This window comes from Streptomyces polygonati, from assembly GCF_042650325.1.
Taxonomy (GTDB): Bacteria; Actinomycetota; Actinomycetes; order Streptomycetales; family Streptomycetaceae; genus Actinacidiphila; species Actinacidiphila polygonati.
Map to the genome: position 1 here is coordinate 585,637 of NZ_JBHSBB010000010.1, position 14,393 is coordinate 600,029.

A 14,393-nucleotide genomic window follows, 5' to 3' on the forward strand; every position below is an offset into this window, starting at 1 on the left:
CCGGGCTGTTCAGAAGGAGTCGGTGGGGACGTACGTACCCCACACCTCGCGCAGCGCGTCGCAGACCTCGCCCACGGTGGCGCTGGCACGCAGCGCGTCCTTCATCGGATAGAGCACATTGCCGGAGCCCTCGGCGGCGGCGCGCAGCTCGGTCAGGGCGCGGTCCACGGCGGCCTGGTCACGGCCGGCCCGCAGGTCCGCCAGCCGCCGCGCCTGCTGGGCCTCGATCGCCGGGTCCACCCGCAGCGGTTCGTACGGCTCCTCCTCGTCGAGCTGGTAGCGGTTCACCCCGACCACCACCCGCTCCCCCGAGTCGGTCTCCAGCGCGATGCGGTACGCGTTGCGCTCGATCTCGCCCTTCTGGAAGCCCTGTTCGATCGCGTCGACCGCGCCGCCGAGTTCCTCGATCCTCGCCATCAGCTCCAGTGCGGCGACCTCGACGTCATCGGTCATCTTCTCCATGACGTACGACCCGGCGAACGGGTCCACGGTGGCGGTCACATCGGTCTCGTAGGCCAGGATCTGCTGCGTACGCAGCGCCAGCCGGGCGGACTTGTCGGTGGGCAGCGCGATGGCCTCGTCGAAGGAGTTGGTGTGCAGCGACTGGGTGCCACCCAGCACCGCGGCCAGTCCCTGGACCGCGACCCGGACCAGATTGATCTCGGGCTGCTGCGCGGTCAGTTGGACGCCGGCGGTCTGGGTGTGGAAGCGCAGCATCTGCGACTTGGGGTTCTTCGCGCCGAACTCCTCCCGCATCACCCGGGCCCAGATCCGGCGCGCGGCACGGAACTTGGCGACCTCCTCCAGGATGGTGGTCCGGGAGACGAAGAAGAACGACAGCCGCGGCCCGAAGTCGTCGACGTCCATGCCCGCGTCGATCGCGGTCCGGACGTACTGGATGCCGTCGGCGAGCGTGAAGGCGATCTCCTGCGCGGGCGAGGCGCCCGCTTCGGCCATGTGGTAGCCGGAGATCGAGATGGTGTTCCACTTGGGGATCTCCGCCTTGCAGTACGCGAAGATGTCCGCGATCAGCCGCAGGCTCGGCTTGGGCGGGAAGATGTACGTCCCCCGGGCGATGTACTCCTTCAGCACGTCGTTCTGGATGGTGCCGGTCAACTCCGAGGCGGCCACGCCCTGTTCCTCGGCGACCAGTTGGTACAGGAGCAGCAGCAGGGCGGCCGGGGCGTTGATGGTCATCGAGGTCGAGACCTTGTCCAGCGGGATGCCCGCGAACAGCAGCCGCATGTCCTCGATCGAGTCGATGGCGACGCCGACCTTGCCGACCTCGCCGTGGGAGATGGCCGCGTCGGAGTCGTGGCCCATCTGGGTGGGCAGGTCGAAGGCGACGGACAGGCCCATCGTGCCGTGGGCGATGAGCTGCTGGTAGCGGGCGTTGGACTCGGTGGCGGTGCCGAAACCGGCGTACTGCCGCATCGTCCAGGGCCGTCCGGTGTACATCGACGGGTAGACCCCCCGGGTGTACGGATAGCCGCCGGGCTCCCCCAGCCGCTCCTCGGCGTCCCAGTCCTTCAGCGCCTCGGGACCGTAGACCGGTTCGATGGGCAGACCGGATTCCGACTCGCGCGTCATGGTTCACGCCTCCGCTGGATGAAGCTGGAAAAAGCTGAATGTAGCTACCGGAAAGTAAGTTCCGGGAGCTCGCAACGGACTGTAGCGGCGTCCGCGCGTGCCGTCCGGCGGTCCCGGCTGGGACCTTCCTCACACACCTTCCCGACAGTCCTAGCACTCCGCGCCGGAGACGTCCCGCAACCGGCCTGCCGACGCCCGGGACTTGCCGGGGCTCGTGGAGGCGGACGAGCGCGGCCGGGCAGGGGGAATGCGCCCGACCGCGCTCTGGACGCGGACCCCGATACGGGGAGAACCGGGGTCCACCGAACCGATGACCAGTCGGTTCACTTGCTACAGCGCATCCCCGCCCGGAAGTGTCACCTGTGCCCCTCCCCCTCGGCGGTACGTCCGCTGGGGTGAGGTTTGTGCCGCGCGGTGCGGTTGTGACCGCCGGGGGCACGGGCGGGCTGCCGGGCCGCGCCGGGCGGGGACTTGACGGCGTTCTTGGCGTTCTTGGCGCTCTTGGCGCTCTTGGCGCTCTTGGCCTTCTTGCCCTCCCCGCCCTTCTCGGCGTTCTCGGCACTCTTGACGCGCTTGCCGGCGCCGTGCCCGTGCGCGCCGTGCGGGTGATGGGCCCGGTGCGGTCTGACGAGCCGTTCGCCGCGGCCGGCGGCGGCCGTGCCCGGGGGCGAAGCACCGGCGGACACCTCGACGCTCGGGGCCGCCGTACGGTCCGCCGGGGTGACCGCGGCCGGCGGCCCGCTCACCGGGACCCTGCCGGAGCCCGCGCCGGGCAGCAGCGTCCGCCCGGTGCCGGCGCCCACCGCGACCGCGACCCCGCTGAGCGCGACCAGCGACACCAGCGCGGCGGCGGCCACCCGCAGCACCCGCCCGGCCCGCACCACCGGCCCCGCCGAGGAGCGCGCGGCCCGGAAGGCCGCCAGCGCGGCCTCCTCCCGGACCGGGTCCAGGGCCGCGGGCGGGCCGCCGGCCGTCAGCAGCAGCCGGCCGAGCCGCGCGGCGGCCACCGCGTCGGCGAGTTCGCCTCGTCCGTCGTCGCTCATGTCACTTCCATGTCACTTGCTCACAGCGCCTTGGAGGCCGAAACCGTCACATCGGCCGGTCGGCCGCCCGTCCCCGGCCGGTCCGCCGTCTCCACCCTCTCCGGCGCCTCCGCCTCCGCCACTCCCTCCGATACCCCCGCTGCCCCCTGATCGTCCCGGTCCTCCAGTTCCAGGATCTCGGCCAGCCGGCGCAGCCCCCGGTGGGTCGCCATCCGCACCGAGCCGGCCCGTTTGCCCAGCACCCGGGCCGCGCTCGTGGAGTCCAGGCCCATCACCACCCGGAGCAGCACCGCTTCGGCCTGCTCGCGCGGCAGGGCCGCGATCGCGGCCAGCGCGCGGTCGGTGGCCACCGCGTCCAGCGCCTCCCCGGCGGTGTCCGCCCGGTCCGGGAGCTGGACGAGTTCGTCCACCCCGGCCCCGGAGACCGGGCGGCGGCTGCGGGCGCGGATGTGGTCCAGCGCGCGGTTACGGGCGATCCGGGCCGCCCAGCCGCGCACCGACGCGCCGTCGCCGCGGAAATTGGGCAGGTCGCGGGCTATCTGCAACCAGGCCTCGGACGCGACGTCCTCGGCGTCGGCCGGTCCGACCAGGCTGCGGACGTACTGCAGCAACTGCGGCTGCACGGCGCGGTACACGACTCTGAAGGCGGTCTCGTCACCGCCCTGCGCCGCGCTCACCGCGGTATCCAGATCCACGTACGGGCCCACCCCCTCGAACACCGTCCCCATCCTGCCTCATGAGGGCCGGTGACACTTTTGGAGTCGGTGACGCCGTACAAATGGCGGCCGGGGACGCTCCTGTGGGGGGAGGCGGACCCCGGCCGTCGTCATATGCCGTGTGCCGGGCCGGCCAGGTGCGCACGACGGGGCTGTCAATCAGCCATCGCGCCGCTTCACGTACGGGTGAAATTCCGTGCCCCCCGCCCGGGCCGCCCGCGCCCGCCCGTACAGTTGAGCGCACCCCGCCGCACCCCTGGCGCCGTAAGCACCCCCCACACCTGCACGTGCGCGCCGTACGCGTCCCCGTACGGTCGCCCGAGATCACCCAGGAGCCCGCCGCTGTCCAGCGACATGCCCCCAGAAGGGCTGGCCCTGCTCAACCACGCCCCCACCGTGGTCGCCGAAGCCGCCCTGCGGTCCTGCTGCGGGTCCCGCCGCTGGGTCCGCCGGATGACCGCCCACCGGCCGTACCCGACGCTGGAGTCGCTGCTGGCCGCGGCGGACGAGGCGGCGTACGACCTGACGTCCGCCGACCTGGACGAAGCGCTGGCCGGCGAGGCCACCACCGCACTCGCCGACCGCGGCAATCTCGCAGCGCACACCGCGCTGCGCGCCGCCCACGCCGCCTACGAGGCGAAGTTCCAGCACGCCTTCGTGATCGACCTGTCGGCCGCCGGACCCGCCGAGGCGCTCGACCTGACCCTGGTCAGCCTGCATCAGCGGCTGGGCCACGAGAAGGACGAGGAGTCGGCGGTCACCGCCGAGCAGCTGCGGCGGATCTGCCGGGCCCGGCTGCGCCGGCTCGCCGCCGCCACCGACCTGCCCGCGCGCGGGTACCGGGACCTGCGCTTCCCGCCCTCCTCCGCCGCCGGATCGGCTCCCGCGCCGCCCCGCGCGTCACCCGGTGGTGCGGGATCACTCACACCTGGACCACCCCGTGGTACGGAGCCGACAGCGCGTCGCTACGATGGCCGGGGCCGGTGGACCGTACCCGGCCGGGCGTGACCGACACCGAAGCCGGCAGCCCTCGTACCGCTCCCGGAGGGTTTTTCCGTGCCGGCTGGAACGCTGTACCGCGGCCGGGAAGGCATGTGGTCGTGGGTGGCTCATCGAGTCACCGGTGTCCTCATTTTCTTCTTCCTGTTCGTCCATGTCCTCGACACCGCGCTGGTGCGCGTCTCCCCCGAGGACTACGACAAGGTCGTCTCGACCTATAAGACCCCCATCGTCAGCCTGCTGGAGTACGGACTCGTCGCCGCGATCCTGTTCCACGCGCTGAACGGCCTGCGCATCATCGCGGTCGACTACTGGACGCAGGGCCCGCGCTACCAGAAGCAGATGTTCTGGACCGTGATGGGCCTGTGGATCCTGCTGATGATCGGCGCGATCTACCCGGTCCTCGGCCACGCCGCACGAGTCCTGTTCGGGAGCTGAACGACACATGGCCACTGATGTCACCCCCACGGAAGCCGTGGAGCTGACCGGCTCCAGCGCCTCGTACGGCCCGGACAACCCGGCGCCGTTCATCGAGGCGCCGCGCGCCCGCACCTCGCGCACGCCCAGCTCCCGCAGGTCCTCCCGGACCAACTTCGAGCTCTACGGCTGGCTGTTCATGCGGCTGTCCGGTGTCGTCCTGGTCGTCCTGGTCCTGGGCCACCTGCTGATCCAGCTCGTGCTCGACGGCGGTGTCAGCCGGATCGGCTTCGCCTTCGTGGCCGGCCGCTGGGCCTCGCCCTTCTGGCAGTACTGGGACCTGGCCATGCTGTGGCTGGCCATGCTGCACGGCGGCAACGGTCTGCGCACCGTGATCAACGACTATGCCGAGCAGGCCAGCACCCGCGTCTGGCTCAAGACACTGCTGTTCACCGCAGTCGTGTTCACCATCGTGCTGGGTTCGCTGGTGATCTTCACCTTCGACCCGAACATCCGCTAAGCGCTGAGCCAGGGCTGGAACAGGGAAGCGACCCCCAATGCAGATCCACAAGTACGACACCGTCATCGTCGGCGCGGGCGGCGCCGGTATGCGTGCCGCCATCGAGGCCACCAAGCGCAGCCGCACCGCCGTCCTGACCAAGCTCTACCCCACCCGGTCCCACACCGGCGCGGCCCAGGGCGGCATGGCCGCCGCCCTGGCGAACGTCGAGGAGGACAACTGGGAGTGGCACACCTTCGACACGATCAAGGGCGGCGACTACCTGGTCGACCAGGACGCCGCCGAGATCCTGGCGAAGGAGGCCATCGACGCGGTCCTCGACCTGGAGCGGATGGGCCTGCCGTTCAACCGGACGCCCGAGGGCAAGATCGACCAGCGCCGGTTCGGCGGCCACACCCGCAACCACGGCGAGGCCGCCGTGCGCCGGTCCTGCTACGCCGCCGACCGCACCGGCCACATGATCCTCCAGACGCTGTACCAGAACTGCGTCAAGGAGGGTGTGGAGTTCTTCAACGAGTTCTACGTCCTGGACCAGCTGCTCACCGAGGTGGACGGCGTACGGCGGTCGTCCGGCGTGGTCGCCTACGAGCTGGCCACCGGCGAGATCCACGTCTTCCAGGCCAAGGCCGTGATCTACGCCTCCGGCGGCACCGGCAAGTTCTTCAAGGTGACCTCGAACGCGCACACCCTGACCGGTGACGGCCAGGCCGCGGTCTACCGGCGCGGACTGCCGCTGGAGGACATGGAGTTCTTCCAGTTCCACCCGACCGGCATCTGGCGGATGGGCATCCTGCTCACCGAGGGTGCCCGCGGTGAGGGCGGCATCCTGCGCAACAAGGACGGCGAGCGCTTCATGGAGAAGTACGCGCCGGTCATGAAGGACCTCGCCTCGCGGGACGTGGTGTCCCGGGCCATCTACACCGAGATCCGCGAGGGCCGCGGCTGCGGTCCGGCCGGCGACCATGTGTACCTGGACCTGACCCACCTGCCGCCGGAGCAGCTGGACGCGAAGCTCCCGGACATCACCGAGTTCGCCCGTACGTACCTGGGTATCGAGCCGTACACCGACCCGATCCCGATCCAGCCGACCGCGCACTACGCGATGGGCGGCATCCCGACCAACGTCCAGGGCGAGGTGCTCTCGGACAACACCTCGGTGGTGCCCGGCCTGTACGCGGCCGGCGAGGTCGCCTGCGTGTCCGTGCACGGCGCCAACCGGCTCGGCACCAACTCGCTGCTGGACATCAACGTGTTCGGCCGCCGCTCCGGCATCGCCGCCGCCGAGTACGCGCACGCCAACGACTTCGTGGAGCTGCCGGAGAACCCGGCCGCGATGGTCGAGGCGCAGATCGAGCGGCTGCGCTCCGGCGCGGGCAACGAGCGGGTGTCGCAGATCCGCACCGAGCTGCAGGAGTGCATGGACGCCAATGTGATGGTGTTCCGCACCGAGCAGACCATCAAGACCGCCGTCGAGAAGATCGGCGAGCTGCGGGACCGCTATCTGCGGGTGTCCATCCAGGACAAGGGCAAGCGGTTCAACACCGACCTGCTGGAGGCCGTCGAGCTGGGCAACCTGCTCGACCTGGCCGAGGTGATGGCCGTCTCCGCGCTGGCCCGCAAGGAGTCCCGCGGCGGTCACTACCGCGAGGACTTCCCGAACCGCGACGACGTGAACTTCATGCGGCACACGATGGCCTACCGCGAGGTGGAGGCGAGCGGCACCGAGTCGATCCGCCTCGACTACAAGCCGGTCGTGCAGACCCGCTACCAGCCGATGGAGCGTAAGTACTGATGAGCACCCCGACGCTCGACCACAACTCCCCGGCCATGGACGCCGCGGAGTCCGCCGAGTCGCACCTGATCACCGTCACGCTGCGGGTCCGCCGGTTCAACCCGGAGGTCTCGGCCGAGGTGCAGTGGGTCGACTACCGGATCCCGATCGACCCCAAGGAGCGCGTCCTGGACGCCCTCCACAAGGTCAAGTGGGAGATCGACGGCACCTTGACCTTCCGCCGCTCCTGCGCGCACGGGGTGTGCGGGTCGGACGCGATGCGGATCAACGGCAAGAACCGGCTGGCCTGCAAGACCCTGATCAAGGATCTCAACCCGGACAAGCCGATCACGATCGAGCCCATAAAGGGACTCACGGTCCTGAAGGACCTCGTGGTCGACATGGACCCGTTCTTCCAGGCCTACCGCGATGTGATGCCCTTCCTGATCACCAAGGGCAACGAGCCGACCCGCGAGCGGCTCCAGTCCGCCGAGGACCGCGAGCGGTTCGACGACACCACCAAGTGCATCCTGTGCGCGGCCTGCACCTCGGCCTGCCCGGTGTTCTGGAACGACGGCCAGTACTTCGGCCCGGCGGCCATCGTCAACGCCCACCGCTTCATCTTCGACTCCCGCGACGAGGGCGCCGAGCAGCGGCTGGAGATCCTGAGCGACAAGGACGGCGTCTGGCGCTGCCGCACCACCTTCAACTGCACGGACGCGTGCCCGCGCGGCATCGAGGTCACCAAGGCGATCGCCGAGGTCAAGCGCGCGCTGATCACCCGCCGCTTCTGATCTTTCCGCGGCGGCCCGCTTTCCCGGCGGCGGCCCTCGCCCCGCCCGGCCCCGTCTCCCTCGCGGAGGCGGGGCCTTCGCTTCGGCCCGGGGCGGCCCGGGCGGCCCGGCTCAGGACACGGCGACGGCGGCGGACGCGGCGGCTGCCGCTGCCGCTGCCGCTGCCGTCGTGGGTACGGCGGCCGGCGGCTCGGCGGCGGGCAGGGTGACCCGTACGGTCAGGCCCGCGCCCGGCGCGGTGTCCAGCGCGACCGTGCCGTGGTGGGCCAGCACCAGCGCTTGGACGATGGACATGCCCAGCCCCGCGCCGCCGGTCTCCCGGGCCCGCTCGGGGTCCGCCCGGAAGAAGCGGTCGAAGGCGCGGGCCGCGTCCGCCTCGCTCAGACCGGGCCCGCGGTCGCTGATCCGCAGCCCGACCTCGCCGCCCTCGCGGGCCGCGACCTCCACGGTGACCGGCGAGCCGGCCGGGGTGTGCACCCGTACGTTCGCCAGCAGATTGCCGACCACCTGCCGCAGCCCGGCCTCGTCACCGATCACGTACGGCGGCGCGGAGTCGCAGTCCGGCAGCAGCAGGGTCAGCGGCCGCTCGGGCTGCTGCGCGGCCAGGTCGGCGGCGGCGTCGCGGACCAGGCAGCCGAGGTCCACCGGGCGGAAGACCAGCGCCGGGCGGTCGTCGAGCCGGGCCAGCGCGAGGAGTTCGTCCACCAGGCGGCTCATCCGCAGCGCCTCGGCCGAGACCCGGGTCAGCGCCCGGTCCTTCTCCTCGGCGTCCAGCATGCCCTTCTCGTAGAGCTGGAGATAGCCGCGTACCGAGGCCAGCGGGGTGCGCAGCTCGTGCGAGGCGTCGGCGAGGAACTGCCGCTGCTGGCTGGTGGCGCGTTCGCTCTCGGTCAGCGCGGCCTCGATCTGCTGGAGCATCGCGTTGAGCGCGCTGCTGAGCTGCTCCACTTCGCTGGAGCCGTGCCGGGCGGTGCCGATCCGGCGGGACAGATCGCCCTCGGCTATCGCGGAGGCGGTCTGCACCATGTCCTCCAGCGGGCTGAGCCGGCGCCGGGCCGCGGTCAGCGAGCCGGTGGCGAGCAGCCCGAGCAGGACGGCGCCGACCGCGCTCTCCACGATGAGCAGCTTGCCGATCGCCCGCTTGACCCCGCTCATCCGCATGCCCTTGACCAGGATGGTGCCGTCGGACAGCCGCAGGGCCACCACCCGGTACTCCATCATCCCGGTCTCCACGGTGGCCGGGTCGCCGCTGCGGGCCAGCCGGGCCGGGTCGGGCAGCGCGGCGGCCAGCTGGGACTGCTCCTCGCTCACCGGTGTGGTGTCGTTCCGGCACACCTCGGCCGGGCGGCCGTGCTTGTCCAGCACGATGAACAGGTCCTGCGCGAAGGCCTGGGCGATCGCCGAGCCGCTCTTGCCGCTCTGCAGCAGCCCCGCCAGCGTGCACAGCTGCTTCAGCCCGCCCTCGGTGACCGAGGTCTGCTCCAGCGACGACTGGGAGGACTTCAGCGAGTCGTCGATCTGCCCGACCAGCACCATGTAGGTGGCGGCGATGCTGGCGGCCGCGGCCAGCAGCAGGCCGGCGGCCAGGAAGAGCACATTGGCGATGGTGAACCGGCCGCGCAGCGACTGGGGCCGGGGCCAGAAACCGCAGGCGTTCACCGCTCGGGCCCTTCCGCCGGTTCCAGCGCGCGCAGCCCGTAGCCGATCCCCCGCCGGGTCTCGATCAGCGGCGGCCCCAGCCGGTCCAGCTTGCGCCGCAGATAGGAGATGTAGGTCTCCACCACCGTGGAGGACACCGCCGTCTCGTACTGCCACACATGCTGGAGCAGCTGCTCCTTGGTCAGGATGCGGCCGGCGTTGCGCAGCAGGTGCCGCAGCAGGTTGTACTCGGTCGGTGTCAGCTCCACCGGCCGCCCGGCACGCCGCACGGTGTACGTCGCCTCGTCCATCTCCAGATCGCCGTGGCGCAGCGTCCGGCCGGCCAGCCGGTCCGCACGGCGCCGGGTGCGGCGCAGCACAGCGTGCACCCGGGCCACCACCTCGTCCACCCCGAACGGCTTGGTGATGTAGTCGTCCCCGCCCAGCGCCAGCCCGGCCACCAGATCGCGGGGCGCGTCCCGGGCGGTGACGAAGATGATGCCCAGATCGTCCTCCGCTTCGCCGCCCGCCTCGGCGGCCCGCTGCTCGCGCAGGGCGCGGCAGACCTCCCAGCCGTTGCCGTCCGGCAGCATCACGTCCAGCAGCACCAGATCGGGCCGGTGTTCGCGGGCGGCGGCCACCGCCTCGCGTCCGGTGGCCGCGCTGAGCACGGTGAACCCGTTGTATTTCAAGGTGATCCGCAGAATGTCGGCGATGCCCGGTTCGTCTTCGACGATGAGCACGGTGGCCTGCCCGGCGGCGGGCGCGGTGGCCTGCGCCGGGGCGGGTGCGGGTGCGGCTGCCGGGGTGAGCGCGGAGGCGTCCATGCCCACCAGTATCCGTAACCCGGCGGCAACGGCGGCACGGCCCGAACCTTGGAGTTCCTTGAGAGAACCCGGATCGGCTTGGTTCCGGGCGGGTCGGCCACGGACGCTGAAGTCATTCCCCGGCTTCCCCGGCCTTTTTCGCCGGGCGGGAGCCGGGAGGTGAACAGGACCGTACCGACGAACAGGGGTGTGAGGCGTGGCCGCAGTGGCGCGATGGTGCTTCCGGCACAAGTGGACGGTGATCCTGCTCTGGCTGGTGGCACTGCTGGTCGTCGGCGGGGCCGGCAGGACACTGGGGGACAGCTACTCCAACGCGTTCTCCCTCAAGGGCACCGAGTCCTCGAAGGTGCTGAGCCTGCTCGGCAAGGTGCTCCCCCAGCAGGCGGGCGAGGCCGACACCGTGGTCTGGCACGTCGACTCCGGTTCGGTGCGCGACCCCTCGGTACGGCAGCGGATCGACCCGATGCTGGCGAAGGTCGCCGCGCAGAAGGACGTCGGCACCGTCGGCAGTCCGTACGACGCGGCGGGCGCTTCGCAGATCAGCAAGGACGGGCGTACCGCGTACGCCACCGTCACGTACACCAAGCTCGGCAACGACATGGACCTCGATCAGGCGCAGGCGCTGATCGACACGGCCCACACCGCCAAGGCCCAGGGCCTGTCGGTGGAGGTCGGCGGCAACCGGCCGGCCCAGGCCGAACAGCCGCTGCCGGGGCTGGCCGAGGGCGTCGGTATCGCCGCCGCGGGCGTGGTGCTGTTCCTGGCGCTGGGCTCGCTGTTCGGCATGCTGGTGCCGCTGGTCACCGCGCTGTTCGGCATCGGCATCTCGTCGTCGGCGATCATCCTGCTCAGCCACGGCATGGATGTGGCGGACTTCGCCCCGCAGCTGGCCACGCTGGTCGGGCTCGGGGTGGGGATCGACTACGCGCTGTTCATCGTGACCCGGCACCGCAAGGGCATTCTGCGCGGCCGAAGTCCCGAAGAGGCGGCGGTCACCGCGCTGAACACCTCGGGGCGGGCGGTTCTCTTCGCCGGCGGCACGGTGTGCATCGCGCTGCTGGGGATGTTCACGCTGCGGCTGACCTTCCTCAACGGGGTGGCGGTGGCCTCCGCGCTGACCGTGGTGATCACCGTCGCCGCGGCCGTCACCCTGCTGCCCGCGCTGCTGGGCGTGCTCGGTATGCGGGTGCTCAGCCGCCGGCAGCGGCGCCGGCTGGCCGCCGACGGAGCGGAGCAGATGTCCACCACGGGCACGGCCGCCCGCTGGTCGTCCTTCCTCCAGCGGCACCCGCGCTCGCTGGCCGTCGTGGCGGTGGCGGTGATGGCCACCTTGGCGATACCGGCGCTGTCGCTGCGGCTCGGCTCCTCCGACCAGGGCAACAACCCGACCACGACCACCACCCGCAAGGCCTACGACATGCTGGCGAGCGGCTTCGGACCGGGCTTCAACGGTCCGCTGACGATCCTGGCCGAGGTGCCGACCGCCGCCGACCGGACCGCACTGAATGGGCTGGTGGCGAAGCTGAAGACCACCGACGGGATCGCCTTCGCGGCGGCGGTGCCGATGAAGCCGGACGCCACGGTGGCGCTGATCGACGCGGTGCCGACCACCTCCCCGCAGGACAAGGCGACCTCCGACCTCATCGACCACCTGCGGCACGACGTGGTCCCGGCCGCCGAGCGCGGCACCACGATGAAGGCCTACGTGGGCGGGCAGACCGCGATCTTCAAGGACTTCTCGACCGTCCTGTTCGGGAAGCTGCCGCTGTTCATCGGTGTGATCATCGCGCTCGGCTTCGTGCTGCTGCTGTTCGCGTTCCGCAGTCTGGTGGTGCCGCTCACCGCGGCCGTGATGAACCTGGTGGCAGCGGCGGCGTCCTTCGGTGTGCTGGTCGCCTGCTTCCAGTGGGGCTGGGGCGGTTCGATCGCCGGACGGGCCGGGCCGGTCGACGCCTTCCTGCCGGTGATCATGCTGTCCCTGCTGTTCGGGCTGTCGATGGACTACCAGGTCTTCCTGGTCAGCCGGATGCACGAGGAGTGGATGCACACCCGGGACAACGCCCGGGCGGTCCGGGTCGGCCTGGCCGAGACCAGCCGGGTGATCAACTCGGCCGCGGTCATCATGATCTGCGTCTTCGCGGCCTTCGTCCTCAGCGGCCAGCGGGTGCTGGCGATGTTCGGCGTGGGCCTGGCCGGCGCGGTGGCCCTGGACGCGTTCATCCTGCGGACGGTGCTGGTGCCGTCGCTGATGCATATGTTCGGCACCGCCAACTGGTGGCTGCCGGGCTGGCTCGACCGCCGGCTCCCGCACCTCGCGGTGGAGGCGGCCGAGGACGACGGCCCGCAGTCCGCGCCCGCGCCGCTTCCGGACGCGGGGGGCGACCCGGTGCCGAGCGGACCGGGGGTGCGCGGCAGGTAAGTGGTGCCTGGCGGCACTCGTTACTGATTGGTTCGCAAGGGCCCGGCTCCCACTTCGGTGGGGGCCGGGCCCTTTGCTGTGCGGTCACGGCTGCGGACGCGAGCCCGCCACGGCGTCGGCACAGGGGCGCGGCGAGCGCGCGGTACGCGGCGCCCTACAGGGGCGCGGGGAACTGCGCGACCGGCCCACGACGGCCCGCGCCCCGCGAACGACCGGCGGGCACGGTCGCACCGCCCGCCCGGCCGCACCGCCCGCCCGGCCGCCCCGCCCGCCCGGCCGCCCCGCCAGCGCAGCCGCGCGGCCCGCCGACCGCTGGCCCGCCGGCTCTCCTGGCGCCCGCGCGCGTAGGGCTTGAACATGTTCAAAAGCCCCGCTAGAGTCGAGTCGTCAGCGAGTTTGAACGCGTTCAAGTCAGTCAGCGAACTAAGCGTTCACGCTCCGCTTCGAGGTCCGAGGGGTGGAATCTTCCGCGATGAACATGACCGTCCCTTGCCTATGTGGTCTATCTGGCCGTCAGCGTCGGCCTGACCGTGTGGGTCGCCAGGACTCTGAGCTCCAACGGCCGGGTCTTCCTGGCCGACGTGCTGCACGGCAACGAGGCACTGGCCGACGCCGTGAACCGGCTGCTGGTGGTCGGCTTCTATCTGGTCAACTTGGGCTTCGTGGCCCTCTATCTGAAGTCCGGCGACACGATCAAGGACGCGCGGGAGGTCTTCGAGGCGCTGTCCGTCAAGCTCGGCGTGGTGCTGCTGGTGCTCGGCGCGTTGCACCTGGCCAACGTCTACGTACTCAGCAGGATCCGCCGGCGGGGCCTGATCGAGCGCGAGCAGTTCCCGCCGGTCGACCCGGACGGCCACACGGAGACGGCGTGGCGGGGCCCGGTGGGTCCGAAGCCCGCCGGCGCGTGAGATGGGCGCCGAGGTCCCCCCGGGCGCTGCGCCCACCGCCCGCCCGGCGCGGCAACTGGATGCCGGACCACGTCTGCGACGGCTCACCGTCCTCTACGACCCGGACTGCCGGGTGTGCGCCTTCGCCAGCGGGTGGCTGGCCCGGCAGCGGCAGCTCGTACCGCTCGACCTGGTCCCGGTCGGCTCGCCGGAGGCGGTACGCCGCTTCCCGGCGCTCGACCAGCGGGCCGCCCGCAAGGAGATCACCGTCATCGGGGACGGCGGCCAGGTCTACCGGGGCGACAGCGCCTGGATCGTCTGCCTGTGGGCGCTGGCCGAGCACCGCACCCTCTCGCACACCCTGACCTCCCCGGCCGGCCGCCGTCTGGCCCGGGCGGCGGTGCTCGGCGCGGCGAAATACCGCGAGGCGCACCCGCCGCAGCGCCGCTGGGAGAAGCAGCCGGCCCGAGCGGGGGGACCGCCGAAGGGGAGCGGCGGAGCGCGGGGCCGGCAACCGGCCCGGGGAGCGCCATGGTCCGGCGCTCCCCGGCCACCGGAATCCACCCCGGCACCCCGCTGGGTCTACGAGGGCTCCGCCGGCTGGCGCCAACTCGACCCCAACCCCCCGCCCCCACCCGGCTGGACCTACGACCCGGCCACCGGCTGGACCCAGCCCGCCACCGCGCCACCCCCCGAAGCCTGCACGGACGACTGCTCACCCCCCGGCTAGCGCCGCGGCCCCCCACGGTTTGTCGGGGCAAATCGTGCGGGG

13 protein-coding genes are annotated in these 14,393 nt (G+C 71.7%); 8 read left to right on the forward strand and 5 right to left on the reverse strand.

Going from position 1 to position 14,393, the window contains the following annotated elements:
* Positions 1-9: 9 nt before the first annotated feature.
* From ACFO3J_RS15265 to ACFO3J_RS15275, 3 genes are all read right to left on the reverse strand, one after another.
* On the reverse strand, positions 10-1,590 hold the full coding sequence (locus tag ACFO3J_RS15265; RefSeq protein WP_386429929.1) for an acyl-CoA mutase large subunit family protein: 1,581 nt from the start codon (positions 1,588-1,590) through the stop codon (positions 10-12).
* A gap of 356 nt (positions 1,591-1,946) precedes the next feature.
* Positions 1,947-2,633, reverse strand: coding sequence for a hypothetical protein (locus ACFO3J_RS15270; RefSeq protein ID WP_386429930.1), 687 nt, complete (start codon positions 2,631-2,633; stop codon positions 1,947-1,949).
* Positions 2,634-2,653: 20 nt separating this feature from the next.
* The gene (locus tag ACFO3J_RS15275; RefSeq protein WP_386429931.1) at positions 2,654-3,361 is read right to left on the reverse strand and encodes an RNA polymerase sigma factor; all 708 of its coding nucleotides are present in this window, start codon (positions 3,359-3,361) and stop codon (positions 2,654-2,656) included.
* A gap of 342 nt (positions 3,362-3,703) precedes the next feature.
* On the opposite strand from ACFO3J_RS15275, the gene ACFO3J_RS15280 reads away from it, so the two are divergent.
* From ACFO3J_RS15280 to ACFO3J_RS15300, 5 genes are read left to right on the forward strand one after another with little or no spacing between them, the layout of a single operon-like run.
* A complete protein-coding gene (locus ACFO3J_RS15280; protein WP_386429932.1) occupies positions 3,704-4,357 on the forward strand; it encodes a 2-oxo-4-hydroxy-4-carboxy-5-ureidoimidazoline decarboxylase in 654 nt (217 codons plus the stop codon).
* A gap of 48 nt (positions 4,358-4,405) precedes the next feature.
* Positions 4,406-4,786, forward strand: coding sequence for a succinate dehydrogenase, cytochrome b556 subunit (gene sdhC, locus ACFO3J_RS15285; RefSeq protein ID WP_093735429.1), 381 nt, complete (start codon positions 4,406-4,408; stop codon positions 4,784-4,786).
* Between the two features lie 7 nt (positions 4,787-4,793).
* A complete protein-coding gene (locus ACFO3J_RS15290) occupies positions 4,794-5,285 on the forward strand; it encodes a succinate dehydrogenase hydrophobic membrane anchor subunit (RefSeq protein ID WP_386429933.1) in 492 nt (163 codons plus the stop codon).
* Between the two features lie 37 nt (positions 5,286-5,322).
* Positions 5,323-7,077 carry a succinate dehydrogenase flavoprotein subunit gene (gene sdhA, locus ACFO3J_RS15295; protein ID WP_386429934.1) on the forward strand — a complete coding sequence of 585 codons (1,755 nt, stop codon included), beginning with the start codon at positions 5,323-5,325 and terminating at the stop codon, positions 7,075-7,077.
* A complete protein-coding gene (locus ACFO3J_RS15300; RefSeq protein ID WP_386429935.1) occupies positions 7,077-7,850 on the forward strand; it encodes a succinate dehydrogenase iron-sulfur subunit in 774 nt (257 codons plus the stop codon). The genes sdhA and ACFO3J_RS15300 overlap by 1 nt, the downstream gene beginning before the upstream one ends.
* Positions 7,851-7,961: 111 nt before the next feature.
* Here ACFO3J_RS15300 and ACFO3J_RS15305 read toward each other — a convergent pair whose 3' ends face one another.
* Together ACFO3J_RS15305 and ACFO3J_RS15310 are read right to left on the reverse strand one after the other, a co-directional pair.
* Positions 7,962-9,509: a sensor histidine kinase gene (locus ACFO3J_RS15305; RefSeq protein ID WP_386429936.1), complete on the reverse strand. Its 1,548-nt coding sequence runs from the start codon at positions 9,507-9,509 to the stop codon at positions 7,962-7,964.
* Positions 9,506-10,315, reverse strand: coding sequence for a response regulator transcription factor (locus ACFO3J_RS15310; protein ID WP_386429937.1), 810 nt, complete (start codon positions 10,313-10,315; stop codon positions 9,506-9,508). The genes ACFO3J_RS15305 and ACFO3J_RS15310 overlap by 4 nt, the downstream gene beginning before the upstream one ends.
* Positions 10,316-10,520: 205 nt before the next feature.
* On the opposite strand from ACFO3J_RS15310, the gene ACFO3J_RS15315 reads away from it, so the two are divergent.
* The 3 genes from ACFO3J_RS15315 (at position 10,521) to ACFO3J_RS15325 (ending at position 14,351) form a co-directional block, all read left to right on the forward strand.
* Positions 10,521-12,734, forward strand: coding sequence for an MMPL family transporter (locus tag ACFO3J_RS15315; protein ID WP_386430226.1), 2,214 nt, complete (start codon positions 10,521-10,523; stop codon positions 12,732-12,734).
* A 497-nt stretch (positions 12,735-13,231) separates the two neighbouring features.
* Positions 13,232-13,642: a hypothetical protein gene (locus ACFO3J_RS15320; RefSeq protein ID WP_386429938.1), complete on the forward strand. Its 411-nt coding sequence runs from the start codon at positions 13,232-13,234 to the stop codon at positions 13,640-13,642.
* A gap of 1 nt (position 13,643) precedes the next feature.
* On the forward strand, positions 13,644-14,351 hold the full coding sequence (locus tag ACFO3J_RS15325; RefSeq protein WP_386429939.1) for a DCC1-like thiol-disulfide oxidoreductase family protein: 708 nt from the start codon (positions 13,644-13,646) through the stop codon (positions 14,349-14,351).
* Positions 14,352-14,393 lie beyond the last annotated feature (42 nt).